A 26,737-nucleotide genomic window follows, 5' to 3' on the forward strand; every position below is an offset into this window, starting at 1 on the left:
CAACACCTCCACTATGGCACATCGATGCCGTCGGGGGGCGTCCACCCCATCACCCCAGTTCCCGCAGAAGGTACCACCGGAAGCCATCCCGAAAGCCCCCCTCAAGCCTCCAGCTCGACATCCCAATACAGCCAGTCGTGCCAGCTGTTATGCAAGTAGTTCGGCGGAAACGCTCTTCCGCGTTCTTGCAGCTGCCAGCTGGTCGGGCGGATCGGTTGGACCATCAGCCGCATTCCCGCCTGCGCAGGTGTTCGTCCGCCCTTGCGCATGTTGCACGGGGCACACGCCGTCGCGACATTCTGCCAGGTGGTCTTGCCCGCCAGGCGGCGCGGGACGACGTGGTCGAAGGTCAGTTGGTGCGGGGAGCCGCAATACTGGCAGTGGAAGCGGTCGCGCAGGAACAGGTTGAAGCGGGTGAAGGCGGGGTATTCCGACGGCTTCACATATTGCTTGAGCGCGATCACCGAGGGGATCTTCATCTGGACCGTGGGTGAGTGCACCTCGCGCTCATAGGTCTCGATGACATCGACGCGGTCGAGGAAGATCGCCTTGATCGCGGTCTGCCACGGCCACAGGCTGAGCGGATAATAGCTCAAGGGGGTGTAATCGGCGTTGAGAACGAGGGCAGGGCAGCTATCCGGGTGCCGGATAAAGTCGGGGTGCGGGTCGCGAATGGCCCGTTCGATCAAGTCGGGATGAAACATGGTCGGCTCAAACCCTCTCCCATTCGTCCACGATGCTTTTTTAAAAAGCGCGCTTCCTATAAACCCTGTTGCGTGACAGCCCTGTTACAAAAGTTGGCCCGTCACAAAAACGGGGTGACGGAATTTACGGTTAATCAGCATGAGGCAGGCGCGCAGGTCAAGAGCATGTTGCCACAATATATGGTGATAAGTTGGCACATTACACCCAAGGTAAAGACGGCACTCAAACAGGCGCCAGCGCGGTGACTGCGCACGGACCGGTCCGCACCCGTTTCGCCCCCAGCCCCAATGGCGCGCTGCATCTGGGCCATGCCTATGCGGCGCTTCGTGCGCACGATTTTGCGCGGGCCGCGGGCGGGCAATTCCTGCTGCGGATCGAGGATATCGACGGGGTGCGCTCAAAGCCCGAGCTGGTGGAGGCGATCTTCGCGGATCTGCGCTGGCTGGGGCTGGAGTGGGACGGCGCGGTGCTGTTCCAGTCCTCGCGGCTGGCAGCCTATGATGCCGCGCTCGATCAATTGATGGCGCGCGGGCTGGTCTACCCGTGCTTCTGCACCCGCAGCCAGATCGCCGCCGCCGGGGCGCAACCGGGGCCCGACGGCCTGGTCTATCCGGGCACCTGCCGGTTGCTTGGCGAGGCGGAGCGCGAGCGCCGGATGGCGAGCGAACCCCATAGCTGGCGACTCGACATGGCGCGCGCCTTCGCCGAAACCGACCCACTCGTCTGGCATGATCTCGAAGCTGGCGAGCAAGCGGCTCGGCCCGACTTGTTCGGCGATGTCGTGCTGGCGCGCAAGGATGCGCCGGCGAGCTATCATCTCGCGGTCACGCTCGACGATGCGCACCAGCAGATCAGTCCTGTGGTCCGCGGGCGAGACCTGTTCGAGGCCACCCATGTCCACCGGCTGCTGCAGGCGCTGCTGGGCCTTGCCGTGCCGCACTATCTCCACCACGGCCTGCTCGCCGGGCCCGATGGCCGCAAGCTGGCCAAGAGCGAAAACGCGGCGGCGCTGGCGTCCTTGCGCGAAGCCGGAGAGAACGGACCGGCGCTGCTCGAAAGTTTGAGAAAAAATCACCTTCCCGCTGGCATTTCATGGGTGCACGCATCATATAGTTCCCCATGAACGTCATCATCATCCTTGCGATTGTCGCTCTGGCAGTCATGGTCCTGGTCAGCCTCGTGCGCGGCCTTGTTGCATTCATCCAGATGACCGAGGAAGACCTCAAATCCCCTGGGGTCGGCCGCAGCCACCAGATGCAGAACAAGATGATGTTCGCGCGCGTCAAATATCAGGCGATGGCGATTGCCGCCGTCGCGGTGCTCATGCTGGTCAACCGCTGAGCCTTTGCAGGCGCGGTGACAGCTGATGGTCAAGCTCAACAAGATCTACACCCGTACCGGCGATGACGGCACCTCAGGGCTCGTCGATGGTTCGCGCGTGCCCAAGGATTGCCCGCGGATGGCGGCGATCGGCGATATCGACGAGTTGAACAGCGCGTTGGGTCTGGCGGTCGTGGCGCTGGGCGAAAGCGAGTTTAGCGCTGACCTGATCCGCGTGCAGAACGACCTGTTCGATCTGGGCGCGGATATCGCGACCCCGGGCGAGGATTTCACCCCGTCCGAAATGGTGCTGCGGATCATTCCGGCTCAGGTGGAATGGCTCGAACAGCGGATCGATGCGGTCAACGATGCCTTGCCGCCGCTGCGCAGCTTCATCCTGCCCGGCGGTAGCCCCGGCGCGGCTGCGGTGCATCTGGCGCGCGCGATTGCACGCCGTGCAGAGCGCACTTTGGTGGCCGCATCGCACGACGGATCGATCAATCCTTCAGCGCGTATCTACGTGAACCGGCTGTCGGACTTCCTGTTCGTCCTCGCGCGCCGGATCAACAATGGCGACGATCCGCTCTGGGTGCCTGGCGCCTCTCGGTAGGTTTTCGTCACCCCCGCCAACGCGAGGGTCCAGCTTTTGCGATGATGCGGCGAAGAAGCGGGATTCCCGTGTTCGTGGGAACGACGAGCGGCTGGTTTAAGCAAGTAGTGATTCGACGGGAAGACTGACGACCATGAGCGCCACCGCCCTTTCTCATGAGGCACCTCCGCGGGAGGCAAACCCCTCGGCCTTGACCGACCTCTTCGCTCATGTCCGCGGGCTCTCGCTGGCGCTCGCCGACCCCCTCTCAGACGCCGATGCCACCGTGCAGTCGATGGACGATGCCTCGCCGGCCAAATGGCATCTCGCGCACACCAGCTGGTTCTTCGAAACCTTCGTGCTGCGCGATCATGTCGTGGGCTACACCGCGTTCGACCCGGATTTCCACTTCCTGTTCAACAGCTATTACGAGGCCGAGGGTGCCCGCCATGCCCGGCCGCACCGCGGTCTGCTGACCCGGCCCTCGCTCGACCGCATTCGCGCCTATCGCGCACATGTCGACGCCGCGATGCTCGAGGCGATGCCGGGCCTCGGTACCGATGTGCTGGCGCTGATCGAACTGGGCCTGAACCACGAGCAGCAGCATCAGGAGCTTTTGCTCACGGACATTCTGCACCTGTTCGCGCAAAACCCGATGCACCCAGCCGTTTGGCCGGCTGAGCCACAGTCCACGCTCGAGCCGCAATCGCTCGGGTGGATCGAGGGACCGGTGGGACAGGTCGAAATCGGGCATCGCGGCGATGGCTTCGGCTTCGATTGCGAAGGGCCGCGCCATGCGGTGCTGTTGACCCCGTATGCGCTCGCCAGCCGCCCGGTGACCAATGGCGAATGGGCGGCGTTCATCGCCGATGGCGGCTACACGCAGTCGCGCCACTGGCTCGCCGATGGCTGGGCTTGGGTGCAGGCGGAAGCGATCGAGGCGCCGCTGTACTGGCGCAAGGACGAGGGCGGGCACTGGCAGCAGTTCGGGCTCGATGGCCTGCGCAGCGTCGATCCGGCAGCGCCGGTCTGCCATATCAGCCTGTACGAGGCCGATGCCTATGCGACCTGGGCGGGCGCGCGTTTGCCCACCGAGGCCGAGTGGGAAGCAATCGCGGTGCGCCACGATCCGCTGAGCGGCAACCAGCTTGAGACTGCAGGTCCGGTGCGCCCGCGCGCGGACGCGGCCGATGCGCTGTTCGGCAATGTCTGGCAGTGGACCGGCAGCGCCTATCGTCCCTATCCCGGGTTCAAGCCAGCCGAAGGCGCGGTGGGCGAGTACAACGGCAAGTTCATGTCCGGCCAGTTCGTGCTGCGCGGCGCAAGCTGTGCAACCCCGCGCGGCTCCGTGCGTCCGTGCTATCGCAACTTCTTTTACCCCCACCAGCGCTGGCAGTTCACCGGCCTCAGGCTGGCGCGGGATATCTGACCGAAAATCGCTTCAGGAGAGCTCCCTTGTCCCCCAGCACCCAACGTCTTGAAGCGCTCGCGCCCGATGCCGCCGACCCGGCTTTCCGCGACGACGTGCTGGCCTGTTTTCGCAGCGACCGGCGTGCGATCCCGGCGCGCTGGCTGTATGATCTGGCAGGCTCGGAGCTGTTCGAGGCGATCACCGATCTGCCCGAATATTACCCCACCCGCACGGAAACCGCGTTGCTCGAACGCTATTGCGGCGAGGTCGCCGCGCATGGCGGCGCTGGCCGCGCGGTGGTCGAGTTCGGATCTGGCTCGTCGGTCAAGACCCCGCATCTGCTGCGCGCGGTGCAGGGTGAGCATTATGTTCCGATCGATATCTCGGGCGATTTTTTGAGGGATTCGGCGGCCGCGCTCGCCGCCGATTTTCCGGGTCTTGCGGTGCATCCGCTGGAGGGTGATTTCATGCATCCGCTCAAGCTGCCGCAAGCGGTTTCGGGCGTTCCCAAGCTCGGCTTCTTTCCCGGCTCGACCATCGGCAACATGGTCGCCCGCACCTCACTCGATCTGCTGCGCTCGATGCGCGAGACGCTGGGCGAAGGCGCCATGCTGCTGATCGGCATGGACCGGATCAAGTCGCCCGATATCCTGATCCCGGCCTATGACGATGCGCAGGGGGTGACCGCCGAGTTCAACCTCAACCTGCTGCGCCGGATCAACCGCGAGCTCGACGGCGACATTCCGGTCGACCGGTTCCGCCACGTGGCGCGCTGGAACGACAGCTATGCGCGAATCGAGATGCATCTGGAGGCGCAGGGCGACATCAGCTTCGAGGTGATGGGCGAACGCTTCAGCATGACGCAGGGCGAGACGATCCATACCGAAAACAGCCACAAATACGGCCCCCGCGATGCGCGGCTGCTGCTGCGCGCGGGCGGCTGGACGACGTGCCACGAATGGACCGATCCCGACGACTGGTTTGCGCTGATCCTGGCCGAAGCCAAGCCGTTCCAAAGGGCGCCATGATCCCCTGCCGCCGTTAAAAGGCTGCTGGGATGGCGTTTCATTGATCGTCACCCCCGCGCAGGCGGGATTCCTGCTTTCGCGGGAATGCCGTCGAGGTAGAATACGCTACGTCAGCGCGCCAGGTGCTTGAGGATCAGATACCAGTGGTCCAGCCCGGCGTAGAAATCCTCCACCCGGATGCGTTCGTTGAGGCCGTGCGCGAACATGTCGGCGTCGCGCATCGCAGCGCCGCTGATCGCGACGGTGTTCATCCCCAGCGCGCGGTAATGCATGCCATCGGTGCCGCCTGATTCCATATAGGGCGCGATCACCATGCCCGGGAAGCGCGCGTGCACGCCCGCCTTGACCGCCGCCAGCACTTCGGGGGTGAGGGTCGATGCCGGTGCCTCCACGACATCGGTGGCCAGTTTGAAGATGACCTTGTCGTTGTCGATTGCTTTCTTCAGCGCAGCTTCGGTGGCTGCAGCGCCACCCTCGCCGGGGAAGATGCGGCAGTTGACCGTCGCGGTTGCCGATTGCGGCAGCGCGTTTTCGGCATGGCCACCCTTGAGCATTGTCGCAACGCAGGTGGTCGAGAGCAGCGTCGCCGTGGACGGCGAGGCCAGCAAGACCGCACGCGCAGCCTCGTCGGCGGGGTTGCGCGCGAACGCCAGCATCGCCTCGCCCAGCGGGCCGGGGGTGATCTTGCCCAATTCGGCAAAGGATCCGCGGGTGATATCATTGTCGCGCACCGGGAAGCGATAGGCCTCGATCGCCTTGAGCGCCGAGGCCAGCTCGTAGATCGCGTTGTCCGCGCGCGGACGCGACGAATGCCCGCCGGGATTGGTCACGGTGAGCTCGAACGTCGCGAACGTCTTTTCCGCCGCCTGCACGCCGAACATGATCGGCTTGAAATCCTCGGTCAGGCGGATGCCGCCGGCATCGCCGTTGAGGACCAAGGCGGGCTTGATCGTCTCGGCGACCATCTTGGCCTGCGCCCGGGTGCTGATCATCCCGGTCTCCTCGTCGCCCGAGAAGACCAGGACCAGATCGCGGCGGGGCGTCCAGCCTTCCTGCTTCAGCCGGATGAAGGTGTGCGACAGGCTGGCGATGCCGTATTTGTTGTCGAGCGTGCCGCGCCCGAAGAAATAGCCGTTGTCCTCGGTCAGCGTGAACGGAGGGCGCTCCCAGTCTTCGGGCAGCGCTTCGACCACATCCATATGGCCCAGCAGCACCACCGGTCCTGCCTTGGCCGTTCCCTTGGCACGATATGTCACAACCAGGCCCTGGGTCGGCTCGCCGTCGCTGTCGTAATCGGTCACCGCAATGTCGCTCTCGGCAAAGCCTGCCTTCAGGAATTCGCCTTTCAGATAGGCGACCATCGCAGGTACCTGGCGGTGACCGCGCGCGGTGCGAAAGCCGACAATGGTGCGATACAGTTCGCGCGCTGCCTGTTCATGGGCGCTGCGCTGTGCTGACGGAGCCTGTGTTTCGGCTGGCGTTTGGGGCTGCGTCTGGGCCTGGGCGGGCAGGGCGGTCGCAGCCGTCATCGCCATCAGGCCGCCGGCCAGCATCAGTTTCATCATCTTCGTCATCGGTATCCCCATCCCTGTTGTCTGGCTGGCTGCCTTTGTGCCCTGAACTCTCGCCAAAGCCGGATCGAGCGACTATACCTGCCTGACACTCTTGGAGAGCAATTTATGTCTGCCCACAACCCTTCACTGCGCCCCTGGCGCGATATCGACCGACGCAAGTCGCGGCAGATCATGGTGGGCAACGTGCCGGTGGGCGGCGATGCGCCGGTGACCGTGCAGACGATGACCAACACGCTGACCTCCGACGCGCGCGCCACGATCGACCAGATCCGCCGCTGCGAGGACGCCGGTGTCGATATCATCCGCGTGTCGTGCCCCGATGTCGAATCCACCGCCGCGATGAAGCAGATCGTGCGCGCGGCGCGGGTGCCGATCGTCGCCGACATCCATTTCCACTACAAGCGCGCGCTGGAAGCTGCCGATGCGGGCGCGGCGTGCCTGCGGATCAACCCCGGCAACATCGGCTCTTCGGACAGGGTGCGCGAGGTCGTCAACGCGGCCAAGGCCAATGGCTGCTCGATCCGCATCGGGGTCAACGCCGGAAGCCTCGAAAAGGACCTGCTCGAGAAATACGGCGAGCCGTGCCCCGAGGCGCTGGTCGAAAGCGCGCTCGACCATATCAAGTTGCTCCAGGACCATGATTTCCACGAGTTCAAGGTCGCGGTGAAGGCGAGCGACCTGTTTCTGGCGGTCGCCGCCTACCAGCAGCTGGCCGATGCCGTCGATTGCCCGCTGCACCTTGGCATCACCGAGGCCGGCGGCTTCGTCGGCGGTACGGTCAAGAGCGCGATCGGCATCGGCAGCCTGTTGTGGGCGGGCATCGGCGACACCATCCGTGTCTCGCTCTCGGCCGAGCCCGAGGAAGAGGTGCGCGTCGGGTACGAGATTCTCAAATCGCTGGGCATCCGCACCCGCGGCGTGCGCATCGTCAGCTGCCCAAGCTGCGCGCGGCAGGGCTTCGACGTCATCCGCACGGTGCAGAAGCTCGAAGAGCGGCTGCAGCACATCAACACCCCGCTGTCGCTTTCGGTGCTGGGTTGCGTCGTCAACGGCCCCGGCGAAGCGCGCGAGACCGATATCGGGCTGACCGGCGGCGGCAAGGGCAAGCACATGGTCTATCTCTCGGGGATCACCGACCATACGGTCGAGGACGAAGGCATGGTCGATCACATCGTCCGACTGGTCGAAGCCAAGGCGGCCCAGATTGAATCCGAAGCCAGCGATGCCGGCAACGCCGAGCCGGTCGCGGCGGAATAAGGTAGGCATCTGTTATGACAGTCACCATCCGTCCGGCACGGCCCGGCGACGAGGCCGATATTCTGCGCATGGTCGTGGCCTTGGCGGTTTACGAGCGCGAACCCGATGCGGTGAAGGCGACCGAGTCATCGCTCAAGGCGACATTGTTCGGCGACAATCCGCAAGTATTCGCGCATGTGGCCGAGATGGACGGCGAACTCGTCGGCCTTGCCTTGTGGTTCCTGACCTATTCGACCTGGACCGGCGCGCCCTCGCTGTATCTGGAAGACCTGTTCGTTGCCGATAGCGCGCGCGGAACCGGCACCGGGCGGGCGTTGCTCTCGACGCTGGCGCGCGAGGCCAAGACACGCGGCTGTGCGCGGATGGACTGGGCGGTGCTCGACTGGAACGACAAGGCGCGCGAATTCTACCGCCATATCGGTGCGCACCATTCGGTCGGCTGGGAGCCCTGGCGGATCGAGGGCGATGCGCTGGAGCAGCTGGCGAAGGGCTGATTCGTTAAGGCCGCAGCGGCCCCGGTGGCGCTTCCAGGGCCTGTGCGGCTGAACTGTTCAGCGACCTCAGGCGTTAACCGATTCTTAGGCGTTGAGCGCGCATCGTGCCGCGATGAACAAAGCTCGCGCCCTCACTGCCCGCTCGATCAACGATGCAGCATGGCACGCCGTGTTGCGCTTCGTGCTCGTATCCGGCTGTGCCAGCGCGCTGATCCTGGCGCGCTACCCTCTGCCGTTCTAACCGGCGAGCTTGCGCTCGATCCCCTGCCACAATTTCGCATAGGCCTGCGCCGCAGGGCTTTTCGGCTCGAACGCGCCCACCGGCATCCGCTCTTCCGCCATCCGCTCGACCGCGCTCGCCATCGGGATCACCGGCCAGTCGGGATAATTCTCCAGCGCCTGCTTGTGCAGCGCGCGTCTGCGATCGACCATCACGAACACCGGCAGCATCGGCGCGTGTTTGCCCGATTTGCCGTCCAGATATGCCTGCACCTCGACGAAGGCGCGCTGTGACAGGGGCGAGGGGATGATCGGCACGATCACCAGATCGGCCGCGCGCAGCACTTGGTCGGACGTCTCGCTGAGCCCCGGCGGGCAATCGAGAATGATCCGGTCATAGGTCTTGCCGAGGCCATCGAGCAGCTTTTTCAGCCTTTTCGCCTTGCCGATCTCGAACAGCAGCCGGTCGAGGCCGCGCAGGGAGTGATCCGCCGCGAGCAGATCGAGCCCGGCGATCCGCGAGGGACGCACAAGCTTGTCTGCTGAAACATCGCGCGCGAAGATCGACCGTGCCTCGTCCTTGACCGCGCGGTCGTCGCCAATCAGGTGGCTCGCTGCGCCTTGCGGGTCGAGGTCCCACAGCAATGTCCGCCGGGAGGACAGCACCGCCGAGCACCAGGCAAGGTTCACCGCGCTGGTGGTCTTGCCCACGCCGCCCTTGAGATTGTAGACGGCAATACTGTGCATCCGGGTCCCCATGTCAGCCCCCGGGTGTTGCTGCCGGTCCGGCGGGGGCAATGCCTTCTCCTGGGTCGGCCACGCCTTCCAGGGGATCAGCCAGACCTTCCCTAGGATCAGATTGTGTCACCGCTGTTGCAGGCTGGTTGAGCCCGGTTTTCTCCAGCCAGGTCCTGAAATCGGCAACGGTGCGCACCGGGTCCTCCTCCATGGGGATGTGGCCGAGATCATCATAGATCACCACGGTCTCGTTCGGCAGCTGGCGCGCGAACCAGGTGGCGTTGGCCAATGGGATCAAGGTGTCCTTCTTGCCCCACATGATCAGCGAAGGCATGGTGAGACCGGCAAATTCGAGCGCCTTGGCCGGCTCGCGGGGGAAATCGCCCCGCGCAACGGTGGCCTCGCGGTTGCCGGGATGGCGCAGCAGTTTCCAGTAGAGATCGACCATCTCGGGGGTGATGGTGGCCGGGTCGCCGACGCTCTGCTCGAGGCTCTGCTTGATGATCACCCGCGGGGTGAAGATCTTGAGGATTGGCCGCACCGCCGCGCTCTGTGCCAGCTTGAAGCCAATGGGAATCTTCGTCGGCTTGGCCTCAGGCGCACCCGAGGCATCGATCAGCGCCAGCCCGGCAACCCGTTTGGGATAAGCGAGCGCCATGTTCCACGCGACCCAGCCGCCCATGGAATTCCCTGCGACGACGTACCGATCGATGCCCAGTCGGTTCATCACCGCAGCCCCGGTGTCGCGAAAGGCTTCGGTGCTGTAGTCGCCCTTCACCTGCGCGCCGGTCAGGCCATGGCCTGGCTGGTCATAGCGGACCACGCGATAGTCTGCTTTCAGGGCATCGACCCAGCCCTGCCAGGTGTGCAGCGAGGCGTTGGAGCCGTGGATCAGCAGGATCGCCGGCGCATCGCGCGGGCCTTCATCGCGGACATGCACGCTCTGGCCGTTGGGCAGTTCGATGAACTGCGAGGGCGGCTGGCCATATTGGGCCTGCAATTCGCTCGGCTCGATGTCTGGTGCATAGCCCCATATGCCGAGGCCGATGATCGCGATGACCACAAGGATAAGCAGCCATTTCAGGAATTTGAACATGTACGACCCTGTCTCTGCTCTGTGTGAGCCAGCGTCTGCGGATAGGTGCAGACCTTGCGGTCGATACTGCACCCTCATGGCCCGAGGGCAAGCAAATTCCCTTCGTCACAGGGCCAAAGCGGGCATTGTCAGGGCCTGAGGGAATGGCATTGCCGCCATTCTCGCCGGTATAATGGAGATCGGCGCGATGAGCGCCACCTCGCCGAGGTGACGCTCATGCCTGGTCAGTGCGCCAGCAGCAGCGGGATGCCCGAATCCCGAAGGAAATAGCGCGTTACGCCGCCCAGCAGCACCTCGCGCAGGCGGCTGTGGCCGAATGCGCCCATCACCAGAAGGTCCGCGCCGATCTCGGCAGCGACATTCTCGATCACTTCCTCGATCGAAAGCAGTCCGCGTTCGCGCTCGATCAGGTCGCTGCATACCCCGTGCCGCGAGAGATATTCGCTCGCCTCGGTGGAGGGGAACCCGCCGGCCTTTTTGGGTTCGACGATCGTAACCAGATGGACCGCCTCGGCCTGTTGCAGCAGCGGCAAAGCCTGTTTCAGCGCGCTTGCGGCCTCATGGCTGCCATCCCATGCGACCAGGATCTTGCCGCCGGTGTTCAGCGCCTTGGCGTCGGTCGGCACCGCCAGCACCGGGCAGCGCGTTTCCACCGCGACATCGGCAATCTGCAGCAGCGGATGCGGGCGGACGTTGCGGGTCCTGTTCTCGAGCGAGAGCACGATCACGTCGGCCAGCCGCGATGCGCTGATCACGGCCTGGGTGACGTCGCCATCATAAGCGGTCCAGTCCCAAGGCAGCCCCTCCACTTTCATCCGGGCTTCGACCAGCGTGCGCAACTTGTCCTCGTCGGCCCGCAGCTGTTCAAGCATGCTGGCGGGGACATAGCTGCCGCCCATCGGGTCCATCACGATAAAGCCGGACAGCGGGGTCGCCTGCAGGAAGGTGATATGGCCCGACTGGCTGCGGGCAAGGTCCAGCGCCACCTGAAACCGGGATTCAAACGCAGTGCCGCCATCGGCGTAAAGCAAGATCGATTTCATGGTGCCGTCTCCTTTGTGTTTATGTCCCGACTTTGGGACCCGCCGGGGCGACTTGCATTGATTCAAATCAAGCGCGGCTGGAAAAAGCATCCTTGTGTCGCTACGGCACGCGCAGAGGAGCGAATCAATCCTTCGCTCGGGTCATCACACTTCTGGGAGACACCTCGCCATGCAGAAAATCTATCCCGACGCCGCATCCGCTCTGGAAGGTCTTCTGTTCGACGGGATGCACATCTGTGCCGGGGGCTTTGGCCTTTGCGGGATCCCCGAGCGGCTGATCGACGCCATTCGCGATGCCGGCACGAAGGACCTCACGATCGCGTCTAACAACGCCGGGATCGATGGCGAAGGGCTGGGCAAGCTGCTGCGCACCCGCCAGGTCAAGAAGATGATCTCGAGCTATGTCGGCGAGAACAAGGAGTTCGAGCGGCAATATCTGGCAGGCGAGCTCGAGGTCGAGTTCTGCCCGCAGGGCACGCTCGCCGAACGCTGCCGGGCAGGGGGCGCAGGCATCCCCGGCTTCTACACCAAGACCGGTGTCGGCACCCAGGTGGCAGAAGGCAAGGAGCACAAGGACTTCGACGGCCAGACCTATATTCTGGAGCGCGGAATCTATGCCGATCTGTGCATCATCAAGGGCTGGAAGGCCGACAAGTCGGGCAACCTGATCTTCCGCAAGACCGCGCGCAACTTCAACCAGCCGATGGCGACCGCGGGCAAGATCTGCATTGCCGAGGTCGAGGAGATCGTCGAGACCGGCAGCCTCGATCCCGACTGCATCCACCTGCCCGGTATCTATGTGAAGCGCCTGATCTGCGGCGCGCCGTATGACAAGAAGATCGAGTTCAAGACGGTGCGCGAGAAGGTGGCAGCGTGATGAGCGCCAAGCCTCTCCCCTCCCGCAGGCGGGAGGGGTGGCCGAAGGCCGGGGTGGGCCTGCGCCGCGGCTATTTTCAGGCCCACCCCGTCTTCGCCTCCGGCTCAGCCACCCCTCCCGCAAGCGGTAGGGGAAAGGTCGTTGCAGCGGCTGCTGCCTTAGCACTCACCGCCTGTTCGACGGTTCAAAGCGAGCCTGTCGCAACTGCAGCACCCGTCGCAGCCGCCGCCGCCACCGTCCCGATGGGCCAGCAATGGCTCTACGGATCGGCCGAGGGTGCGATCGCAGCACGGCAGACTTTTGGCGCGCTGACCAGCTACGCGCTCGCCAAGGCCAAGACGCGGCCCGCCGACAGCGTGATCATCGACGAGGCGACCGGCCGGCCTGTCCCGTGCGGCAACAAGCCGCTGGCTGCGGTGTTCGATGCCGATGAGACCTTGATCTGGAACGTCGGATCGATGCGCTGGTTCGCTATGCAGGGTAAGGACTTCGATCCCGCAACCTGGGACCAGTGGGAAAAGACCGGCACCGGCAAGGCGCTCGCGATGCCCGGTGCGCTCGAGGCGATGGCCGCGTTGCGCGCTGCCGGGATCACGCCGATCGCCAACACCAACCGCTCGACCGCCAACGCCAAGGGCAGCGAAGCCACGCTGGCGGCTGCCGGGCTCGGCGACTTCAAGCACGGCGAAACGCTGTTCCTGATGGGCGACGACGCGACCGGATCGAGCAAGGACATGCGCCGCGCCACCATCGCCGCGCGCTGGTGCGTGGTCGCAATGGCGGGCGACCAGCTTGGCGACTTCCGCAACGCCTTCAACAAGCCCGAGCTGCCCCCGCTGCAACGCCGCACGCTGGCGACTGCCGCGCCGTACGACGGCCTGTGGGGCAATGGCTGGTTCCTGTTCGCGAACCCGGTCTACGGGCCGTCGATCCGTGGCGGATTCGATGACATCTTCCCGGCTGAAACGCACTGGGAGCCTGACACGCTATGATCAGCCTGCAGCAGGGCAATATCTGGTTGATCGTCGGTGGGTCGCTGAGCGTTGCCGCGTCGCTGCTGCATCTGGCGTGTATTGTTGGTGGCCCGGACTGGTATCGCTTTTTCGGCGCGGGCGAACCTATCGCCCAGGCGGCAGCACGGGGCAGCTGGGTTCCGGCGGTCCTGACACTCGGCATCGCAACCGTGCTCGCGATCTGGGCAGCCTATGCGTTTTCAGGCGCTGGCCTGATCGGTCGGCTGCCCCTGCTGCGCACCGGGCTGATCGTGATCAGCGCCATCTATCTTTTGCGCGGACTGGTGCTGTTTTTCCCGTCCGCCTTTCAACGCCCGGACCTGTCGGAGAATTTTCTCCGGTGGTCGTCCGCAATCGTCCTCGCCTTCGGACTGGTGTATGCCATCGGTACGTGGCGAGCCTGGAACAGCTTGAGTGGAGAAGCCTAGACTATGCCCTGGACCCGTGACGATATGGCGGCGCGCGCCGCGAAGGAATTGAAGGACGGCTATTACGTCAACCTCGGCATCGGCATCCCGACGCTGGTGGCCAACCACGTGCCCGAGGGCATCGAGGTGACGCTGCAGTCGGAAAACGGCATGCTGGGCATCGGCCCGTTCCCGATGGATGGCGATGAAGACGCCGACCTGATCAACGCGGGCAAGCAGACGATCAGCGAGCTCGCATCCTCGAGCTATTTCAGCTCGTCGGACAGCTTCGCGATGATCCGCGGCGGTCATATCGACCTGACCGTGCTCGGCGCGATGGAGATCGCCGAGAACGGCGACATTGCCAACTGGATGATCCCGGGCAAGATGATCAAGGGCATGGGCGGCGCGATGGATCTGGTCGCGGGTGTCAAGAAGATCATCGTGGTGATGGAACACACGAGCAAGAACGGCGATCCCAAGTTCATCCCCGAATGCACGCTGCCGCTGACCGGCAAGAACGTCGTCGACATGATCATTACCGACATGTGCGTGTTCCAGCGGCCCGACCATGACAGCCCGTTCAAGCTGATCGAACTGGCTCCGGGCGTAACCGCCGAGGATGTCGCAGCCAAGACGACGGCACACTACATCGCATGAAGCGCGGCAAGCAGGTCGCGCTGGGAATAGCGGTGCTGGCCCTTGGCGGGCTCGGTGCTTGCGCCGCGACCACCTCGCCTCCGCTGCTGCTGAGTCATCTCGATTCCGTGGCAGGCGGCGGCAAGGGCGCTGCGCTTGTCGCCGAGGCGGTCCCCTTTGGCGAACACGGCCAAACGCTGGATGTCTGGCGCGCGGCTGATGGCACGCCCGACGCCAAGCGCCCGGTACTGATCTTCTGGCACGGCGGCGGCTGGGTAAAGGGCGCACGTCAGGATTATGCGTTTGCCGGGCGCGCCTTCGCCAGGCAGGGCTTTGTCGTGGTCGTGCCCGATTACCGCAAGGTGCCGCAGGTTCGCTTCCCGGCGTTCATCGAGGATGCGGCCGACGCGGTCGCCTGGACCCGCGACAACATCGCGCGGTATGGCGGCGACCCAGGGGCGATCGGCTTTTCCGGCCACTCGGCTGGGGCGCACACCGCGGTGCTGCTGGCGCTCGATCCGCGCTGGCTGAGCGCAGCGAACGTCGATCCCGGCATCGTCAAGGCGGTGGTGGGCCTCAGCGGAGCGTATGACTTCTACCCCTTCACCACCAAGCGATCGATCGACGCGATGTCGGCCTATCCCGAGCCGGAGATCACCCAGCCGATCACCTTCGCGCGCGCCGATGCGCCGCCGATGCTGCTGATCACCAGCAGCGAGGACACCACGGTGCGCCCGCGCAACGCCATCAACCTCACCGCCCGCCTCAAGCAGAAGGGCGCGGTGGTCGAGATGATCAATTACCAGGGGCTCGACCATGAAGAGGTGGTAATGGCGCTGTCCAAACCCTTCCGCGGCAAGGGCCCGGTGCTCGAAGACAGCACCCGCTTTCTCAAGCAGCATCTCAAACCTGCGGAGTAAATATGGCCTACACGCTGTTCACCGCGAACCGGAATTATTCGAGCTGGTCGCTGCGGCCGTGGGTGCTGATGCGCGGGCTGGGGATCGATTTTGAGGATCGGCTGGTGCCGTTCGGCGGACCGGACAATTCGGCCGAATTCCGCAATTTCGCGCCCAATGGCAAGGTGCCCTGCCTGCACGATGATGGCACGATCGTCTGGGATTCGCTGGCGATCGTCGAATATCTGGCCGAGCGGCATCAGGGTGTCTGGCCTGCCGACAATGATGCGCGCGCATGGGCGCGGTGTGCGGCGGCGGAGATGCACAGCGGTTTTTCAGCGCTTCGCAACATCTGCCCGATGAGCGTCGGCGTGCGCGCGGAATTGCAGGATATCCCTCCAGCGCTGCAGGCCGACATCGACCGGATCGCCGAAATTTTCCGCGAGGGGCTCGAAAGGTTCGGCGGCCCCTGGCTGGCGGGTGCGGAATTCAGCGCGGTCGACGCATTCTTTGCACCGGTTGCCTTCCGCGTCCGGACCTTCGGGCTCGACATCGGCGACAAGGGGAGGGGCTGGGTCGGGCGGATGCTTGGCCATCCCGATATGCTCGCTTGGGAAACCGCAGCCTTGGCCGAAACCTGGCGCGACCCGGCACATGAGGACGAGATCGCGGCGGTGGCGACCGTTGCCGCAGATTACCGCCGCCAGTCCTGATCGCTCGCTTCCGGGGCCATCTGCACGCCCTTAGCGGGGCGCGCGGCTGCCGTTCCAGACATTGCCTTCGACATATTCATAATCGCAGTACGACCAGATGCCGGTCCAGCCGGTCCTGGCGCTGTTGAGTTCGAAGCGGATCCGGCCCCAATAGGGGCTGCCCATCTTGAGCGTCTCGCAGGTGTAGTCGGACGCCGTCTCCACCCAGAACCCGTCCATGACGTCATTCTCGATCTTGCCGGTGATGCGGCCATCGTCGGTGTCATAAGATCCGCGAACCCCGCCCTGCCTGTCTTCGATCAAGCGCACGGTTCCGAAGTCGGTGGTCCAGGTGCCGGTAACGGGGCGGGCCGGTTCGGCGGCCTGCGCCATGGCTGTCGTGGCCAGCAGCATCAACAGTGTCAGGGTCTTGGTGGCAAAGGACATAGCGGCGCTCCCATTTTTGCAGCGTTTTCACGGCTGATTGCCTCCATGGGTAGCAGGCTTGCCGATCGGCCCTGTGATACGGTTCACACCGACAGCATCGTATGCTGGGGGTAGCGGGTCTCGGTGGTCCGGCCAGCGCAGGCGACTAACGGAATCCGGGATGGCTTGCTCTTAAGCATTTTACAGGGCAAAACATGTAACGTGGTCAAGACATTGCGGGTAACGCATTGCGACCGGGGCGCATTTTTCTATCGGAGATCGCATGAAGCACTGGCTGCGCAGTCCTGTCGTCTGGACCGCTAGCGGGCTTGCCGCCGGAGCCCTGCTGATCGGGCTCAACGTGTCGCGTGGCGGCGGGGTGATTGCCGGCACACCGGCGATCGCAGCTCAGGCCAGCGTGGCCTTGCCCGACATGCCCGACCGGTGGCAGGGCAAGGTCGATTATGCTGCGTTCGATGCGCGGATCACGCGGATGATGCGCGATCCCGAGATGGTCGGGCTGTCGGTGGCGACGGTCGAGAACGGACGGCTCGCGTTCGTGCGCGGATACGGCTTTGCCGATCGCGAGGCGCAGCTTGCGGTGACGCCGCAGACCGTGTTCCGCTGGGCCTCGGTGTCCAAGGGTGTCGCGGGGACACTGGCCTACAAGCTGGCACAGGAAGGCAAGCTGAGCCTGTCTGCGCCGCTCTCCTCCTTCGGCACGAGTTTGAAGCTTTCGGGCGGCGCGGAAAACCGTCTGGCGATCCCCGATCTGCTTGCCCACCGGCTTGGCCTCTCGCGCAATGCCTATGACGGCAAGCTGGAATCGGGCGATCCCGCGCCGATGCTCCGCAACATGCTGTCGACCGTCCCGCAGCAGTGCATGCCGGGCGATTGCCACAGCTACCAGAACGTCGCCTATGACGCGTTCAGCGAAATCGTCGGCAATGCGACCAAGATGCCGTACGAAATGGCCGCAGTGCAGAAGCTGTTCACGCCTCTTGGCATGACCAGCGCTGGCCTTGGCATGACCAACCTGACGGGCGCCGCCAACTGGGCACGCCCGTATCGTGGTGGCAGGGTGCAGACCCTGTCCGATGCCTATTTCCGCGTGCCCGCCGCCGCCGGTGTCAGCTCGAACATCGTCGATCTGGCGCGCTGGATGCAGGCGCAGATGGGGCAGGCACCCGAGGTGATCTCGCCGGGTGTCCGCGCCGAGATCCACCGCCCGCGCGTCGCGACCTATCGCGGCGGCCGCAGCGGCCCGGATTCGCTGATCATCAGCCATGGCTATGGCCAGGGCTGGCGCAGCCATATCTATGACGGGCACTGGCTGGTGGGCCATGGCGGCGCAGTCAACGGCTATCGTGCGGCGATGTGGTTCGATCCTGCCACACAGAACGGGATCGTGATGCTGTGGAACAGCGGCTCGACCCGACCCTTCCGGCTGCCCTACGAATTTTTCGACCAGGTGTATGACCGCCCGTTCAGTGACTGGATAGACATCGACAAGGATCCGCGCTTCGTCGATCCAGGTCTGGTGGCGCCCCTGCCGGTGGCCGATCCGACCATCCTGGCCGACTGACCCGACAAGCCATCTTAAAAACAGAACAGACCGGAGAGACATGCCATGAGCATCGTGCTGCATCACCTCGAATATTCGCGCTCGACCCGCATCCTGTGGTTGCTGGAAGAGATGGGAACACCCTACGAGATGGTGCGCCACCAGCGCGATGCCCAGACCTTCCGCGCCCCACCCGAGCTCAAGGACGTGCACCCGCTGTCCAAGGCGCCGACGGTGATCATCGATGGCCATGTCATGGTCGAATCGGGTGCAATCATCGAATATCTGATCGAACGGTTCGGCAGCGACACGCTGGCACCCGCCAATGGCAAGGACCGTCCGGCCTATCTCGAATGGCTGCATTTTGCCGAAGGGACGATGGCGATGCCGATCATCCTGACCGCACTGGGGCCGCGCTTTGGCGGGCTGGGTCCGATGCTCGGCGGGTTCCTGGGCGCCGAGGTGACGAAGCTGCTCGACCATGTCGAGGCGGCTGTCACCGGCCATGATTTCCTGGTCGGCGGACGCCTGAGCGGTGCGGACATCAACATGGCGTATCTGCTCGAGGTCGCCGATGCCAGCAAGCTGCTCGACGGACGCACCGCACTGGCGGCCTATCTGCAGCGGCTGCGCGAGCGCCCGGCTTATGCCAAGTCGATCGAACTGGGCGGACCGATGATCTTCAAGGCAATGGGGGGCTGATCCGGCCTAGGCCAGCGTCAGGCCGGGAAGCCACTCCGCCCACAGTCCAAGTTTTTCGGAATGGATCTGCTCGGCCTGCTCGCCCTGCACGGGCACCAGCAGCATCGTTGCATTGGGCGCGAGCTGCCCTATCAGGTGCCGGTCGGCGCGGATGACCTGGCCGATGCGCGGATAGCCGCCGGTGGTCTGGCCCTCGCAGCCGATCAGATAGGGCAGGCCATCGGGCGGACACTGGATGATGCCGGGGAACACCGCGCCGCTGCGGATCGGTGCCGCCGAATTGAGATCGATCGCGGTACCCTGCAGCTTGAGCCCCATGCGGCTGGAGCGCGACGACACCCGCCAGCGCTTGCGCGAAAGTGCGGCCATGCCCAGCGCGAGCCGGTCGGATTCGGGTCCGCCGACGATGCGCAGCACGAAGCCGTGGCCAAAAAAGGGCTGGAGCTCTGCCGGGGTCGTGATTTTGTCGGCGTCCGCGCCGCCGCTTTCCAGCGCGATGACGTCGCCATCGGCCAGCGCGCGGCCCTCGATCCCGCCGAACCCGGCGGCAATCAGAGTGGATTGCGATCCCAGCACCGGCGTCACCGCGATCGGTGCGGACACCGCCAGATAGGTGCGGCACCCCGCCCAGACGCGGCCGATAGTGATTGTATCTCCAGCGGCGAGGTGCAGCGTCTCATGCTGCTCGACATCCTCGCCGTTGATCGCGACCTGGCACGGGGCGCCGGTCACCGCGACCGCCATCGCGCGCTCGGCGCGAAACTCGGCGGGGCCAAGCGTGATCTCGATCGCCGCTGCTTCGTGCGGTTTGCCGACCAGCCGGTTGGCAAGCGCCAGGCTCAGCCCGTCGGCCGCCCCCCCCGACGGGACGGCCAGACTGCGCAGGCCGCGATAGGGCGCCGCCTGGATGCTCGACTGCACGCCGGCCTTGATCACGGTGAGGCTCATGCCGTCTCTCCCGCCAGGCGGCAGAGCGTGTCGGTATCGACGCGCTCGAACCGCACCTGCTGGCCCGGTGAGAGCAGGGCGGGCGATGCGGAATGCGGATCGAACAGCGTTTCGGCAATCCGCCCGATGATCGGCCAGCCGCCCGGCCCCTTGTGCGGATACAGCCCGCAAATCTGGCCCAACAGCCCGACCGAGCCAGCTGCCACCTGGCTGCGTGGATCGGCGAGCCTGGGGATATCCGGAATGGCGGCGTCGCAGACCAGATAGCCAAAGCCCGGCTGGAAGCCGAGCATCGCCACGCGCCAGTCCTGCGCGGCATGCCATTGCGGAAGATTATGGGTGGTGATGCCCAGCAGCTCTGCCACAATATCGGCATCATGCGCCCATACGGCATCATAGCAGATGTGCAGCGTGATCGGCGGCGCGATCATTTCGGGCGGAGATTCCGCGGCATTCTCCAGCAGGGCTTCGGCCTGGCCGCGTGCCGTCTCGAGCGAGCGCTCCGCCGGGTTCCAGCTCAGCGAGAGGCTGTCGAGCCCGGGGACAACATCATCCCAACCCTGCTGCCGTGCCACTTGCGCCAGCGCCGCCACCTGATCGGGGGCGAGCGAGCGGATCATCAACCAGTCATCGGCGCAATAGATCGGCAACATCTGAGTCATAGGGCAACTCTCCGGGTGCTCTGACGGCAATGCCCTTGCTTGCCATCACCCCGGCGATCCGCAAAGCGGTTTGTTCCGATCCGGGACTGTCGGAATGGATGCACAGGCTTTGCGCCATAACATGGATCAGGCTGCCGTCGCTGGCGGTGAGTGGCTCGCCGGTGGCGATGGCAAGCGCTTGCGCGGCGCGGGCCTCGTCGCTTGCGATCAGTGCGCCGGGCTGGCTGCGCGGGATCAGGCGGCGCGCAGGCGTATAGCCGCGATCGACGAATCCCTCGGCGACGAAGCGCGCGCCGACATCGGCGCAGGCCTGCTCGAACGCGCCGTGCGCCAGCCCGACCAGCGCGAGGTGCGGGAACGCACGGTGCAGCGCTTGCGCTACCGCGCTCGCCATGTCCGGCCGGTCGGCCAGGTCGTTGTAGAGCATGCCGTGCGGCTTGATGTGGGCAAGGGGGACGCCAAGGTCCGCGGCGATGGCGGCCAGCGCGGCCACCTGAGCAGCAAGCGAATCTATCAGGTCGCCCAGCGGCATATCGAGCGACGTGCGGCCGAAGCCCTCGCGATCGGGGTAGGAAGGATGCGCGCCTGCCGCCACGCCGGCATCGCGCGCGGCCAACAGCATCCGCGTCATGCTGCCAGCGTCCCCGGCATGGCCGCCGCACGCGATATTGCAACTTGAAATGTGCTGCATCAGCGCGATGTCGCGCGGCTCTTCCTGCGGCTCTTCGCCCAGGTCGGCGTTGAGATCGATCGACGCGGTCATGGCCACACCCCTGCTGCGCGCAGGATCAGCCGCAGCCCCAGCAAGGTGCACACCAGCACCACCATGCCACCGGCGATGTTGGCGAGCGGGCCGTTGGCGAATGTACCGAGGCTCGCCTTGCGCGAGGCCACCCAGAGCAGAAATGCGGCGAGGATCGGCAGCAGCAGCCCGTTGGCGGACTGCGCGATCAGGATCAGTTCGACCGGATTGACCGCAAAGACGGCAAACCCGGTCCCGATGGCGATCACCGCCAAAGCGGTGCGCTTGAAGATGCGGGTGCGCCGCTGGACGTCATCCCGGTTGCCCAGCATCTCGGCGAGCACATAGCCGGTGGCGAGCGGCGCGGTGAGCGAGGAACTGAACCCCGCGCCGACCAGCCCCAGCGCGAAGACGATGCGGGCCGGGCTTCCGAACAGCTCTTCCAGCCGCATCGCGACATCGTCCAGCGGACCGCCTCCGGCCGACGGCATCATGCTGGTCGCCGCCCCCATGATCACCACCGCCATCGACAGCAGTCCGCCCAATGTCACCGAGACCGCCGTATCCAAGCTGGCAGCCGCGATTCCCTGCCGGTCCGCGCTGAACTGGCCGCGCACCGAGGCTGCATGGAGAAAGAGATTATAGGGCACCACGGTCGTGCCGATCAGCGCGATCGCGGTGAACAGGCTGTCGCTTGGCAGGGTAGGGCTAATTCCGCGCGCCGCTGCTCCCCAATCGACATCGATTACCAGCAGCCCGCCGACAAATGCCAGCGCCATCGCCAGCACCAGCGCGATCAGCAGCTTCTCCAGCCATGCCGGCTTGCCGATGATCACCAATGTCGCCGCCAGCGCGCCGATGCCGAGCGCGCGCAATGACGGCGAGAGGACATCGTCGCCAAGTCCCAGCAAGGCAAGACCCAAGCCCGTTCCGCTGATGTTGCCTGCCTGATAGGCCGAGTTGCCGATGCCCAGCGCGGCGAAGATCAAGGCCGCCATCGCCCAGCGCACCGCCGGGCTCGCCGCTGCCGCGAGAATCGCTTCGGCCAGACCCTGTCCGGTGACGATCGCGACCCGCGCCGCCATGTTCTGCAAAATGACCGTCGATAGGGTCGCGAACACCAGGGCCCACAGCAGGGCATAGCCAAAGCCGATGCCGGCGCTCGCGCAGGCTGTGACAGTGCCCGGGCCGATGAACGCTGCGGTGACCAGCATCGCTGGTCCTGGGCGATAGCCGGTGAGACTCACCAGCCCCAGCGTCTTTCCCGATACCATTTGGTGATCACGTATTTCGCCCCCTCGCGCACCTTCATGCCGTGATGGATGGTGGCGGGGTTGAGGCTGCCGTCGGGCCTGCGGTTGTTCCACGCGACGAGCTTGCCGGTTTCGGGCTGGATCGACTTGCCGATGGTCTTGAACCGGGTCGCGCCGCCCGCCACCGGCTCGTTGAGATAGATCATGAAGGTCCAGGTGCGCTGGCCGGCGACGCTGGTATAGCGCTCGTAATCCTGCCCGCCGGGCTCGAAATAGTCGGTGTGCGCCTTGAACTCCTGCCCCACGGCGTACCGTTGCCCCTGCATCGTCTCGCCGAAATGGCGGTGGATGCCCGACAAGGCGCTCAATTTCTCGTCGAGCGCCACCACTTCGGGATCCTCTGCGCCCATGTCGCAGGTTTCCGACGTGCGGAAATAATGGTCGCCATTGGGATCGGCGATGGTCGAGGGGCGGCGGTCGGTATCGATCATGGTGACGAACCGGGCGCATTCCTCGGGCGTGAGGAAATTGCGCAGGATGAACAACTCCAGCCGCGGCGTCGGCACCCGCTGGATACCGGGTACGCGCATCAGCGCGGCGAGATTGCACTGGTTGCTGGCGGTGTTGGGTTCGCTCATCGGTCCGATCCACGCGCGGCTGGTGTCCGCCCGCCGATTAGCGCCCAACAGGGGCGCAGTTCAAGCCCGCAAACGGCTGGCGCGCTGCGGCTTTGGCGGGTAAATGGTCGCCCATGTGCTTGCGCCCCCGCCATCTTGCCGGATCAGCCGGTTTCAGCCTGCTGGAAATGCTGGTGGCGCTTGCCGTGTTTTCGATCGCCGCGCTGGCGCTGATCAAGCTGCAGGGCGCCAGCCTGATGCAGACCGCGGAACTCGACAGCCGGCTCTACACCGAGGTCGTGGTCCGTAATCTGGCGGTCGAAGCGCTGACCGATCCCAACCCGCCCTCGCTGGGCGATTCGCAAGGATCCACGACCAATGCGGGTCGCAGCTTTACCTGGCGGCGGACGACCACGGCGCTGGAGGGCGGCGAGATGCTCAGGGTCGATCTGGCGGTGAAGCAGGCAACGGGGCCAGAGGTGACGCTCACCGTGTTGAGGCCGATGTTGTGACCCAAGTCCGTTCCACCACTGCTTTCGTCACCCCCGCGAAGGCGGGGGTCCCGCTTGCTTCAGCAACGGTGGCGAATAAGCGGGATTCCCGCGTTCGCGGGAATGACGGGGAGGGGCTTTCCCACCTGATCACAGGCTTCACTCTGGTCGAGATGATGGTCGCTTTGTTCATCTTCGGGATGATCGCCAGCGCGTCTGTCTTTCTGCTGCGCCAGAGCGTCGAGGCTGAGGCGCGCAGCGCGGTGCGGCTCGAGGAGATGGGGGATATCCGACGGTTCTCGGCGATCATGGCGCAGGACATGACGCTGATGCTGCCGCGTCCGTCGCGTGATGCCGTCGGCAGCGACCGGGTGGCGCTGATGAGCGGTGACCGGCTGCTGCTGGGCTTTTCGCGCCAGGTGCCGCAGATCGATCCACAGCCTGGAACGTCGAGCCTGCAGCGGGTCGAATGGGCGCTAAGCGACGGACGGCTGACCCGCGCAACCGCTGCCAAGGCCGACGGGGCCGCGCCATCGGCGCCGGTGGCCATTCTCGAAGGCATCGAAGCGGCACGGCTGCGCTTTCGCGACAAGCAGGGGTTGTGGCAGCCCGACTGGCGACCGCAGCGTACCGATGAACTGCCGATCGCGGTCGAGCTGACCCTGGCCCAGACGGGCAATCCCGGTGCGCCGTTGGTGCTACAGTTCCTGGTCGCAGGCGGCAGGCCATGAGCGCGCCGGGCAAATCCTCCGAACGCGGCATCGCGCTGCTCAGCGTGCTGCTGCTGGTCGCGGTCATGGCGATCGTCACCACCCTGATTCTCGACCGCGTGAACCTTGCCGTCAGGCTCGCGGGCAATGCCGGTGCCGCCGACCGCGCCCGGTTCGCAGCGCTTGGCGCGGAAAGCTTTGCCGCGCGCGAAATCAAGCGGCGACTCGACCAGTCGCCGACGCGTACCGTCAATGTCGGCGGCTGGCTGGGGGCACCCACGGTGCTGCCGGTCGATGATGGCTCGGGTGCAATCGTCACCGCCACCGTCCGCGATGGCGGCAACTGCTTCAACCTCAACTCGGTGGTGGCGGGAAGTCCCGGGGATTTCGCCGCGCGGCCGGTCGGCATCGGCCAGTTTGCCGGGCTGATGACCGCATTGGGCGTGCCGGCGCAGGATGCCGCCGCGCTGGCCGACGCGCTCGCGGACTGGATCGACACCGATCAGGCGCCTTTGCCGGCCGGGGCGGAGGATGCGTACTACATGCAGGGAGACACACCCTTCCGCACGGCGGGCCAGCTGTTGCGCGACAAGGGCGAGGTGCAGGCGCTGCGCGGGATGACGCCGCAGCTGTATGCCACGCTGGAGCCGTGGATCTGCACGCTTCCCGATGCGATTCTCTCACCGATCAACGTCAACACGCTGCTGCCTGAACAGGCGCCTTTGATCATGATGCTCGCCCCCGGACAGATCCCGCTCGAGCGCGCGCGGCGGCTGATCGCGGAACGCCCGCCGCTCGGCTATGCGCGGATCGCCGATTTCTGGAGACCGCTGGCCTTGCAATCGCAGACCTTCGGACCGGAAATCGAATCGCAGCCGCAGATCGTCACCCGCTGGTTCGAGCTCGACCTCGTCATCGCGCAAGGGGAAAGCCGTTGGCGGCAGACCAGCCTGCTCGATGCGCAGCTGACGCCTGCGCGGATCATCGCGCGCCGCGTCGGCGAGCCCTGAGCGCTCGCCTAATTTAATTTCATTCTGATGACCGATGACCTGCATTTTCCCTTGCATTGCAGGCATGGTTTGTAAGATAGCGAGCGCCTTCAATCGTTGCTTGACGATCGCCGCCACGCGCTCCTAAGGAGCGCCTCCGCGTGGCGTGTGCAGTGTGTGGCGACCGTAGCTCAGTTGGTTAGAGCGCCGGTTTGTGGTACCGGAGGTCGGGGGTTCGAGACCCCTCGGTCGCCCCATCTGCTCTTTATGTCGAGGCTTTCCAGCCCACCGTCGCGTGACAACAGCCGGGGGAGACGGGCGCGTGCAAAGCTATTGGGATCTGCCTGACTTCGACGAGCACGAAGCCGTGCAATATGTGCACGACCGCGCATCGGGCCTTTCGGCAATCATCGCCATCCATTCTACCAAATTGGGCCCCGCAGGCGGCGGCACCCGCTTCTGGCATTATGCCGACAAGGGCCGCGCCGTCACCGATGCGCTGCGCCTTTCGCGCGGCATGAGCTACAAGAACGCGATGGCAGGGCTGCCGATGGGCGGCGGCAAGGCCGTGATTCTGGCCGATGCCGACAGTCGCAAGACCCCTGAAATGCTTGCCGCGTTCGGCGATGCCATCGAGGCGCTGGGCGGACGCTATGTGACCGCCGAGGACATCGGCATGTCGGACGCAGACATGGTCGCGATCTCCAAGCGCACCCGCTACGTCTCGGGCCTGCCGGTGCAGCAGGAAGGCTCGGCTGGCGGCGATCCCGGACCGTTTACCGCCAAGGGCATCTTTCTGGGCGTCAAGGCAGCGGTGCAGTTCAAGCTCGGCACCGACCGGCTGAAGGACGTGCGTATCGCGGTGCAGGGCACCGGCAGCGTCGGCGGCGGCCTGGCCCGCTTGCTGGCAGCCGAAGGCGCGAAGCTGACGCTGGCTGACGTCAACGCCGAGCGCGCGCAGGCGCTGGCCGACGAGCTGGGCGCGGAGACCATATCGGCTGATCGCATCATGGCGGTCGAAGCCGATGTGTTCAGCCCCAATGCGCTGGGTGCGATCCTCGATTCGGAGAGCATCGAGAAGCTCAACGTCGGCATCGTCGCAGGCGGCGCCAACAACCAGCTCGCGCGGCCACATCATGCCGACATGCTGGTCGATCGCGACATCCTGTATGCGCCCGATTACGTGATCAACGCCGGCGGAATCATCTCGGTCGCGCTCGAATATTTCGCGCAGCAGCAGGGCGGCACCGCACAGGTCGACGAAGTTCATGCCCGCCTGACCGGTATCCCCCAGCGCCTCACCGGCATCTGGCAGGAAAGCCGCAGCACCGGGCAGTCGCCCGCTGCGGTAGCGGACGCGATGGCGCAAAAGCTGATCGGGCGGGGTTGAGCCTCACATTCGCGATTCCTCTCACTCGTGGGACCGCAGAGGGTGCGCGACCCTAAGCCCTCCCCCTTGATGGGGGAGGGTTGGGTGGGGGTGATCTCTCCGGATTTGGCCCATGGCCATCGGTGGTACCCGGCGGCACCAGCACCCCCACCGCTGCGACTAGGGTCAGGACCCATTAATTGCTTGTGCGCGGCCTGAACGGTTGATTCAATGTGGCAGGAGGTAGCTGCCATGACTGATTT

31 protein-coding genes and 1 tRNA gene are annotated in these 26,737 nt (G+C 65.2%); 21 read left to right on the forward strand and 11 right to left on the reverse strand.

Annotated elements, in window-relative coordinates; genetic code table 11:
* Positions 1-101: 101 nt before the first annotated feature.
* Entirely contained in the window at positions 102-704 is a 603-nt protein-coding gene (locus QUV11_RS15650; protein WP_300883832.1) for an HNH endonuclease, read from the reverse strand.
* 242 nt (positions 705-946) lie between these two features.
* On the opposite strand from QUV11_RS15650, the gene gluQRS reads away from it, so the two are divergent.
* From gluQRS to egtD, 5 genes are all read left to right on the forward strand, one after another.
* The gene (gene gluQRS, locus QUV11_RS15655; protein ID WP_300883833.1) at positions 947-1,828 is read left to right on the forward strand and encodes a tRNA glutamyl-Q(34) synthetase GluQRS; all 882 of its coding nucleotides are present in this window, start codon (positions 947-949) and stop codon (positions 1,826-1,828) included.
* Positions 1,825-2,046, forward strand: coding sequence for a hypothetical protein (locus QUV11_RS15660; RefSeq protein WP_300883834.1), 222 nt, complete (start codon positions 1,825-1,827; stop codon positions 2,044-2,046). Before gluQRS ends, QUV11_RS15660 begins: the two co-directional genes overlap by 4 nt.
* A gap of 25 nt (positions 2,047-2,071) precedes the next feature.
* Positions 2,072-2,635, forward strand: a complete 564-nt coding sequence (locus tag QUV11_RS15665) for a cob(I)yrinic acid a,c-diamide adenosyltransferase (protein WP_300883835.1) — start codon at positions 2,072-2,074, stop codon at positions 2,633-2,635.
* 133 nt (positions 2,636-2,768) lie between these two features.
* Positions 2,769-4,043 carry an ergothioneine biosynthesis protein EgtB gene (gene egtB / locus QUV11_RS15670; protein WP_300883836.1) on the forward strand — a complete coding sequence of 425 codons (1,275 nt, stop codon included), beginning with the start codon at positions 2,769-2,771 and terminating at the stop codon, positions 4,041-4,043.
* Between the two features lie 26 nt (positions 4,044-4,069).
* Positions 4,070-5,053 carry an L-histidine N(alpha)-methyltransferase gene (egtD, locus tag QUV11_RS15675; protein ID WP_300883837.1) on the forward strand — a complete coding sequence of 328 codons (984 nt, stop codon included), beginning with the start codon at positions 4,070-4,072 and terminating at the stop codon, positions 5,051-5,053.
* A gap of 110 nt (positions 5,054-5,163) precedes the next feature.
* Here the strand turns inward: egtD and QUV11_RS15680 are convergent, their stop codons facing one another.
* Positions 5,164-6,627 (reverse strand): M20/M25/M40 family metallo-hydrolase, encoded by a 1,464-nt coding sequence (locus QUV11_RS15680; protein WP_300883838.1) that lies wholly within the window; start codon positions 6,625-6,627, stop codon positions 5,164-5,166.
* Positions 6,628-6,732: 105 nt separating this feature from the next.
* Here QUV11_RS15680 and ispG point away from each other — a divergent pair, with 105 nt between their 5' ends.
* The 3 genes from ispG (at position 6,733) to QUV11_RS15695 (ending at position 8,619) form a co-directional block, all read left to right on the forward strand.
* Positions 6,733-7,884: a flavodoxin-dependent (E)-4-hydroxy-3-methylbut-2-enyl-diphosphate synthase gene (gene ispG, locus QUV11_RS15685; protein WP_300883839.1), complete on the forward strand. Its 1,152-nt coding sequence runs from the start codon at positions 6,733-6,735 to the stop codon at positions 7,882-7,884.
* Positions 7,885-7,898: 14 nt separating this feature from the next.
* Complete coding sequence (locus QUV11_RS15690; protein ID WP_300883840.1) at positions 7,899-8,378, forward strand: GNAT family N-acetyltransferase; 480 nt, start codon at positions 7,899-7,901, stop codon at positions 8,376-8,378.
* A gap of 112 nt (positions 8,379-8,490) precedes the next feature.
* On the forward strand, positions 8,491-8,619 hold the full coding sequence (locus tag QUV11_RS15695; RefSeq protein ID WP_300883841.1) for a hypothetical protein: 129 nt from the start codon (positions 8,491-8,493) through the stop codon (positions 8,617-8,619).
* Here QUV11_RS15695 and QUV11_RS15700 read toward each other — a convergent pair.
* The 3 genes from QUV11_RS15700 to QUV11_RS15710 form a co-directional block, all read right to left on the reverse strand.
* Entirely contained in the window at positions 8,616-9,344 is a 729-nt protein-coding gene (locus QUV11_RS15700; RefSeq protein WP_300883842.1) for a ParA family protein, read from the reverse strand. The two genes, QUV11_RS15695 and QUV11_RS15700, sit on opposite strands and share 4 nt — an antisense overlap.
* Before the next feature lie 13 nt (positions 9,345-9,357).
* Positions 9,358-10,431, reverse strand: coding sequence for an alpha/beta hydrolase (locus QUV11_RS15705; protein ID WP_300883843.1), 1,074 nt, complete (start codon positions 10,429-10,431; stop codon positions 9,358-9,360).
* Between the two features lie 224 nt (positions 10,432-10,655).
* Complete coding sequence (locus tag QUV11_RS15710; protein WP_300883844.1) at positions 10,656-11,474, reverse strand: universal stress protein; 819 nt, start codon at positions 11,472-11,474, stop codon at positions 10,656-10,658.
* A 169-nt stretch (positions 11,475-11,643) separates the two neighbouring features.
* Between QUV11_RS15710 and QUV11_RS15715 the strand changes: the two genes are divergently transcribed.
* The 6 genes from QUV11_RS15715 to QUV11_RS15740 all read left to right on the forward strand — a co-directional run bounded on the left by QUV11_RS15715 (position 11,644) and on the right by QUV11_RS15740 (position 16,022).
* Entirely contained in the window at positions 11,644-12,351 is a 708-nt protein-coding gene (locus tag QUV11_RS15715; protein WP_300883845.1) for a CoA transferase subunit A, read from the forward strand.
* 242 nt (positions 12,352-12,593) lie between these two features.
* Entirely contained in the window at positions 12,594-13,343 is a 750-nt protein-coding gene (locus tag QUV11_RS15720) for an HAD family acid phosphatase (RefSeq protein WP_300883846.1), read from the forward strand.
* Positions 13,340-13,792 (forward strand): hypothetical protein, encoded by a 453-nt coding sequence (locus QUV11_RS15725; RefSeq protein ID WP_300883847.1) that lies wholly within the window; start codon positions 13,340-13,342, stop codon positions 13,790-13,792. The genes QUV11_RS15720 and QUV11_RS15725 overlap by 4 nt, the downstream gene beginning before the upstream one ends.
* Before the next feature lie 3 nt (positions 13,793-13,795).
* Positions 13,796-14,431 (forward strand): 3-oxoacid CoA-transferase subunit B, encoded by a 636-nt coding sequence (locus QUV11_RS15730; RefSeq protein WP_300883848.1) that lies wholly within the window; start codon positions 13,796-13,798, stop codon positions 14,429-14,431.
* On the forward strand, positions 14,428-15,330 hold the full coding sequence (locus QUV11_RS15735; protein ID WP_300883849.1) for an alpha/beta hydrolase: 903 nt from the start codon (positions 14,428-14,430) through the stop codon (positions 15,328-15,330). The genes QUV11_RS15730 and QUV11_RS15735 overlap by 4 nt, the downstream gene beginning before the upstream one ends.
* Positions 15,331-15,332: 2 nt before the next feature.
* A complete protein-coding gene (locus QUV11_RS15740) occupies positions 15,333-16,022 on the forward strand; it encodes a glutathione S-transferase family protein (protein ID WP_300883850.1) in 690 nt (229 codons plus the stop codon).
* A gap of 30 nt (positions 16,023-16,052) precedes the next feature.
* Here QUV11_RS15740 and QUV11_RS15745 read toward each other — a convergent pair whose 3' ends face one another.
* Positions 16,053-16,448: a hypothetical protein gene (locus tag QUV11_RS15745; RefSeq protein ID WP_300883851.1), complete on the reverse strand. Its 396-nt coding sequence runs from the start codon at positions 16,446-16,448 to the stop codon at positions 16,053-16,055.
* A 262-nt stretch (positions 16,449-16,710) separates the two neighbouring features.
* Between QUV11_RS15745 and QUV11_RS15750 the strand changes: the two genes are divergently transcribed.
* Positions 16,711-18,012: a serine hydrolase gene (locus QUV11_RS15750; protein WP_300883852.1), complete on the forward strand. Its 1,302-nt coding sequence runs from the start codon at positions 16,711-16,713 to the stop codon at positions 18,010-18,012.
* Between the two features lie 45 nt (positions 18,013-18,057).
* A complete protein-coding gene (locus QUV11_RS15755; protein ID WP_300883853.1) occupies positions 18,058-18,693 on the forward strand; it encodes a glutathione S-transferase family protein in 636 nt (211 codons plus the stop codon).
* A 6-nt stretch (positions 18,694-18,699) separates the two neighbouring features.
* On the opposite strand, the gene QUV11_RS15760 is transcribed toward QUV11_RS15755, so the two are convergent.
* The 5 genes from QUV11_RS15760 to QUV11_RS15780 are packed head-to-tail and all read right to left on the reverse strand — an operon-like array spanning position 18,700 to position 22,936.
* Positions 18,700-19,641, reverse strand: coding sequence for a biotin-dependent carboxyltransferase family protein (locus QUV11_RS15760; protein ID WP_300883854.1), 942 nt, complete (start codon positions 19,639-19,641; stop codon positions 18,700-18,702).
* A complete protein-coding gene (locus QUV11_RS15765) occupies positions 19,638-20,303 on the reverse strand; it encodes a carboxyltransferase domain-containing protein (RefSeq protein ID WP_300883855.1) in 666 nt (221 codons plus the stop codon). Before QUV11_RS15765 ends, QUV11_RS15760 begins: the two co-directional genes overlap by 4 nt.
* Complete coding sequence (pxpA, locus tag QUV11_RS15770; RefSeq protein ID WP_300883856.1) at positions 20,269-21,066, reverse strand: 5-oxoprolinase subunit PxpA; 798 nt, start codon at positions 21,064-21,066, stop codon at positions 20,269-20,271. Before pxpA ends, QUV11_RS15765 begins: the two co-directional genes overlap by 35 nt.
* On the reverse strand, positions 21,063-22,319 hold the full coding sequence (locus QUV11_RS15775; RefSeq protein WP_300883857.1) for an Nramp family divalent metal transporter: 1,257 nt from the start codon (positions 22,317-22,319) through the stop codon (positions 21,063-21,065). The genes pxpA and QUV11_RS15775 overlap by 4 nt, the downstream gene beginning before the upstream one ends.
* On the reverse strand, positions 22,289-22,936 hold the full coding sequence (locus QUV11_RS15780) for a 2OG-Fe(II) oxygenase (RefSeq protein ID WP_300883859.1): 648 nt from the start codon (positions 22,934-22,936) through the stop codon (positions 22,289-22,291). Before QUV11_RS15780 ends, QUV11_RS15775 begins: the two co-directional genes overlap by 31 nt.
* A gap of 113 nt (positions 22,937-23,049) precedes the next feature.
* Between QUV11_RS15780 and gspI the strand changes: the two genes are divergently transcribed.
* From gspI to QUV11_RS15805, 5 genes are all read left to right on the forward strand, one after another.
* Entirely contained in the window at positions 23,050-23,427 is a 378-nt protein-coding gene (gspI, locus tag QUV11_RS15785; RefSeq protein ID WP_300883861.1) for a type II secretion system minor pseudopilin GspI, read from the forward strand.
* 68 nt (positions 23,428-23,495) lie between these two features.
* The gene (gene gspJ, locus QUV11_RS15790; RefSeq protein ID WP_300883863.1) at positions 23,496-24,137 is read left to right on the forward strand and encodes a type II secretion system minor pseudopilin GspJ; all 642 of its coding nucleotides are present in this window, start codon (positions 23,496-23,498) and stop codon (positions 24,135-24,137) included.
* The gene (gene gspK, locus QUV11_RS15795) at positions 24,134-25,126 is read left to right on the forward strand and encodes a type II secretion system minor pseudopilin GspK (RefSeq protein ID WP_300883865.1); all 993 of its coding nucleotides are present in this window, start codon (positions 24,134-24,136) and stop codon (positions 25,124-25,126) included. The genes gspJ and gspK overlap by 4 nt, the downstream gene beginning before the upstream one ends.
* Before the next feature lie 159 nt (positions 25,127-25,285).
* Positions 25,286-25,362 (forward strand) — tRNA-His (locus tag QUV11_RS15800).
* 65 nt (positions 25,363-25,427) lie between these two features.
* The gene (locus tag QUV11_RS15805) at positions 25,428-26,495 is read left to right on the forward strand and encodes a Glu/Leu/Phe/Val dehydrogenase dimerization domain-containing protein (protein ID WP_300883866.1); all 1,068 of its coding nucleotides are present in this window, start codon (positions 25,428-25,430) and stop codon (positions 26,493-26,495) included.
* The last annotated feature ends 242 nt before the right edge of the window (positions 26,496-26,737 follow it).

This window comes from Blastomonas sp., assembly GCF_030373265.1.
Classification (GTDB): domain Bacteria; phylum Pseudomonadota; class Alphaproteobacteria; order Sphingomonadales; family Sphingomonadaceae; genus Blastomonas.

Bases quoted from the DNA above. Each gene is read 5' to 3' on its own strand.
- pxpA (WP_300883856.1), bottom strand. From the start codon at position 21,066: ATGACCGCGTCGATCGATCTCAACGCCGACCTGGGCGAAGAGCCGCAG.
- QUV11_RS15735 (WP_300883849.1), top strand. From the start codon at position 14,428: ATGAAGCGCGGCAAGCAGGTCGCGCTGGGAATAGCGGTGCTGGCCCTT.
- QUV11_RS15690 (WP_300883840.1), top strand. From the start codon at position 7,899: ATGACAGTCACCATCCGTCCGGCACGGCCCGGCGACGAGGCCGATATT.
- QUV11_RS15765 (WP_300883855.1), bottom strand. From the start codon at position 20,303: ATGACTCAGATGTTGCCGATCTATTGCGCCGATGACTGGTTGATGATC.
- QUV11_RS15755 (WP_300883853.1), top strand. From the start codon at position 18,058: ATGAGCATCGTGCTGCATCACCTCGAATATTCGCGCTCGACCCGCATC.
- egtB (WP_300883836.1), top strand. From the start codon at position 2,769: ATGAGCGCCACCGCCCTTTCTCATGAGGCACCTCCGCGGGAGGCAAAC.
- QUV11_RS15650 (WP_300883832.1), bottom strand. From the start codon at position 704: ATGTTTCATCCCGACTTGATCGAACGGGCCATTCGCGACCCGCACCCC.
- QUV11_RS15715 (WP_300883845.1), top strand. From the start codon at position 11,644: ATGCAGAAAATCTATCCCGACGCCGCATCCGCTCTGGAAGGTCTTCTG.
- QUV11_RS15660 (WP_300883834.1), top strand. From the start codon at position 1,825: ATGAACGTCATCATCATCCTTGCGATTGTCGCTCTGGCAGTCATGGTC.
- QUV11_RS15725 (WP_300883847.1), top strand. From the start codon at position 13,340: ATGATCAGCCTGCAGCAGGGCAATATCTGGTTGATCGTCGGTGGGTCG.
- QUV11_RS15780 (WP_300883859.1), bottom strand. From the start codon at position 22,936: ATGAGCGAACCCAACACCGCCAGCAACCAGTGCAATCTCGCCGCGCTG.
- QUV11_RS15665 (WP_300883835.1), top strand. From the start codon at position 2,072: ATGGTCAAGCTCAACAAGATCTACACCCGTACCGGCGATGACGGCACC.
- QUV11_RS15710 (WP_300883844.1), bottom strand. From the start codon at position 11,474: ATGAAATCGATCTTGCTTTACGCCGATGGCGGCACTGCGTTTGAATCC.
- ispG (WP_300883839.1), top strand. From the start codon at position 6,733: ATGTCTGCCCACAACCCTTCACTGCGCCCCTGGCGCGATATCGACCGA.
- gspK (WP_300883865.1), top strand. From the start codon at position 24,134: ATGAGCGCGCCGGGCAAATCCTCCGAACGCGGCATCGCGCTGCTCAGC.
- QUV11_RS15760 (WP_300883854.1), bottom strand. From the start codon at position 19,641: ATGAGCCTCACCGTGATCAAGGCCGGCGTGCAGTCGAGCATCCAGGCG.
- QUV11_RS15705 (WP_300883843.1), bottom strand. From the start codon at position 10,431: ATGTTCAAATTCCTGAAATGGCTGCTTATCCTTGTGGTCATCGCGATC.
- QUV11_RS15740 (WP_300883850.1), top strand. From the start codon at position 15,333: ATGGCCTACACGCTGTTCACCGCGAACCGGAATTATTCGAGCTGGTCG.
- QUV11_RS15775 (WP_300883857.1), bottom strand. From the start codon at position 22,319: ATGGTATCGGGAAAGACGCTGGGGCTGGTGAGTCTCACCGGCTATCGC.
- QUV11_RS15750 (WP_300883852.1), top strand. From the start codon at position 16,711: ATGAAGCACTGGCTGCGCAGTCCTGTCGTCTGGACCGCTAGCGGGCTT.
- QUV11_RS15695 (WP_300883841.1), top strand. From the start codon at position 8,491: ATGAACAAAGCTCGCGCCCTCACTGCCCGCTCGATCAACGATGCAGCA.
- QUV11_RS15680 (WP_300883838.1), bottom strand. From the start codon at position 6,627: ATGACGAAGATGATGAAACTGATGCTGGCCGGCGGCCTGATGGCGATG.
- QUV11_RS15700 (WP_300883842.1), bottom strand. From the start codon at position 9,344: ATGCACAGTATTGCCGTCTACAATCTCAAGGGCGGCGTGGGCAAGACC.
- QUV11_RS15720 (WP_300883846.1), top strand. From the start codon at position 12,594: ATGGGCCAGCAATGGCTCTACGGATCGGCCGAGGGTGCGATCGCAGCA.
- QUV11_RS15745 (WP_300883851.1), bottom strand. From the start codon at position 16,448: ATGTCCTTTGCCACCAAGACCCTGACACTGTTGATGCTGCTGGCCACG.
- gspI (WP_300883861.1), top strand. From the start codon at position 23,050: ATGTGCTTGCGCCCCCGCCATCTTGCCGGATCAGCCGGTTTCAGCCTG.
- QUV11_RS15730 (WP_300883848.1), top strand. From the start codon at position 13,796: ATGCCCTGGACCCGTGACGATATGGCGGCGCGCGCCGCGAAGGAATTG.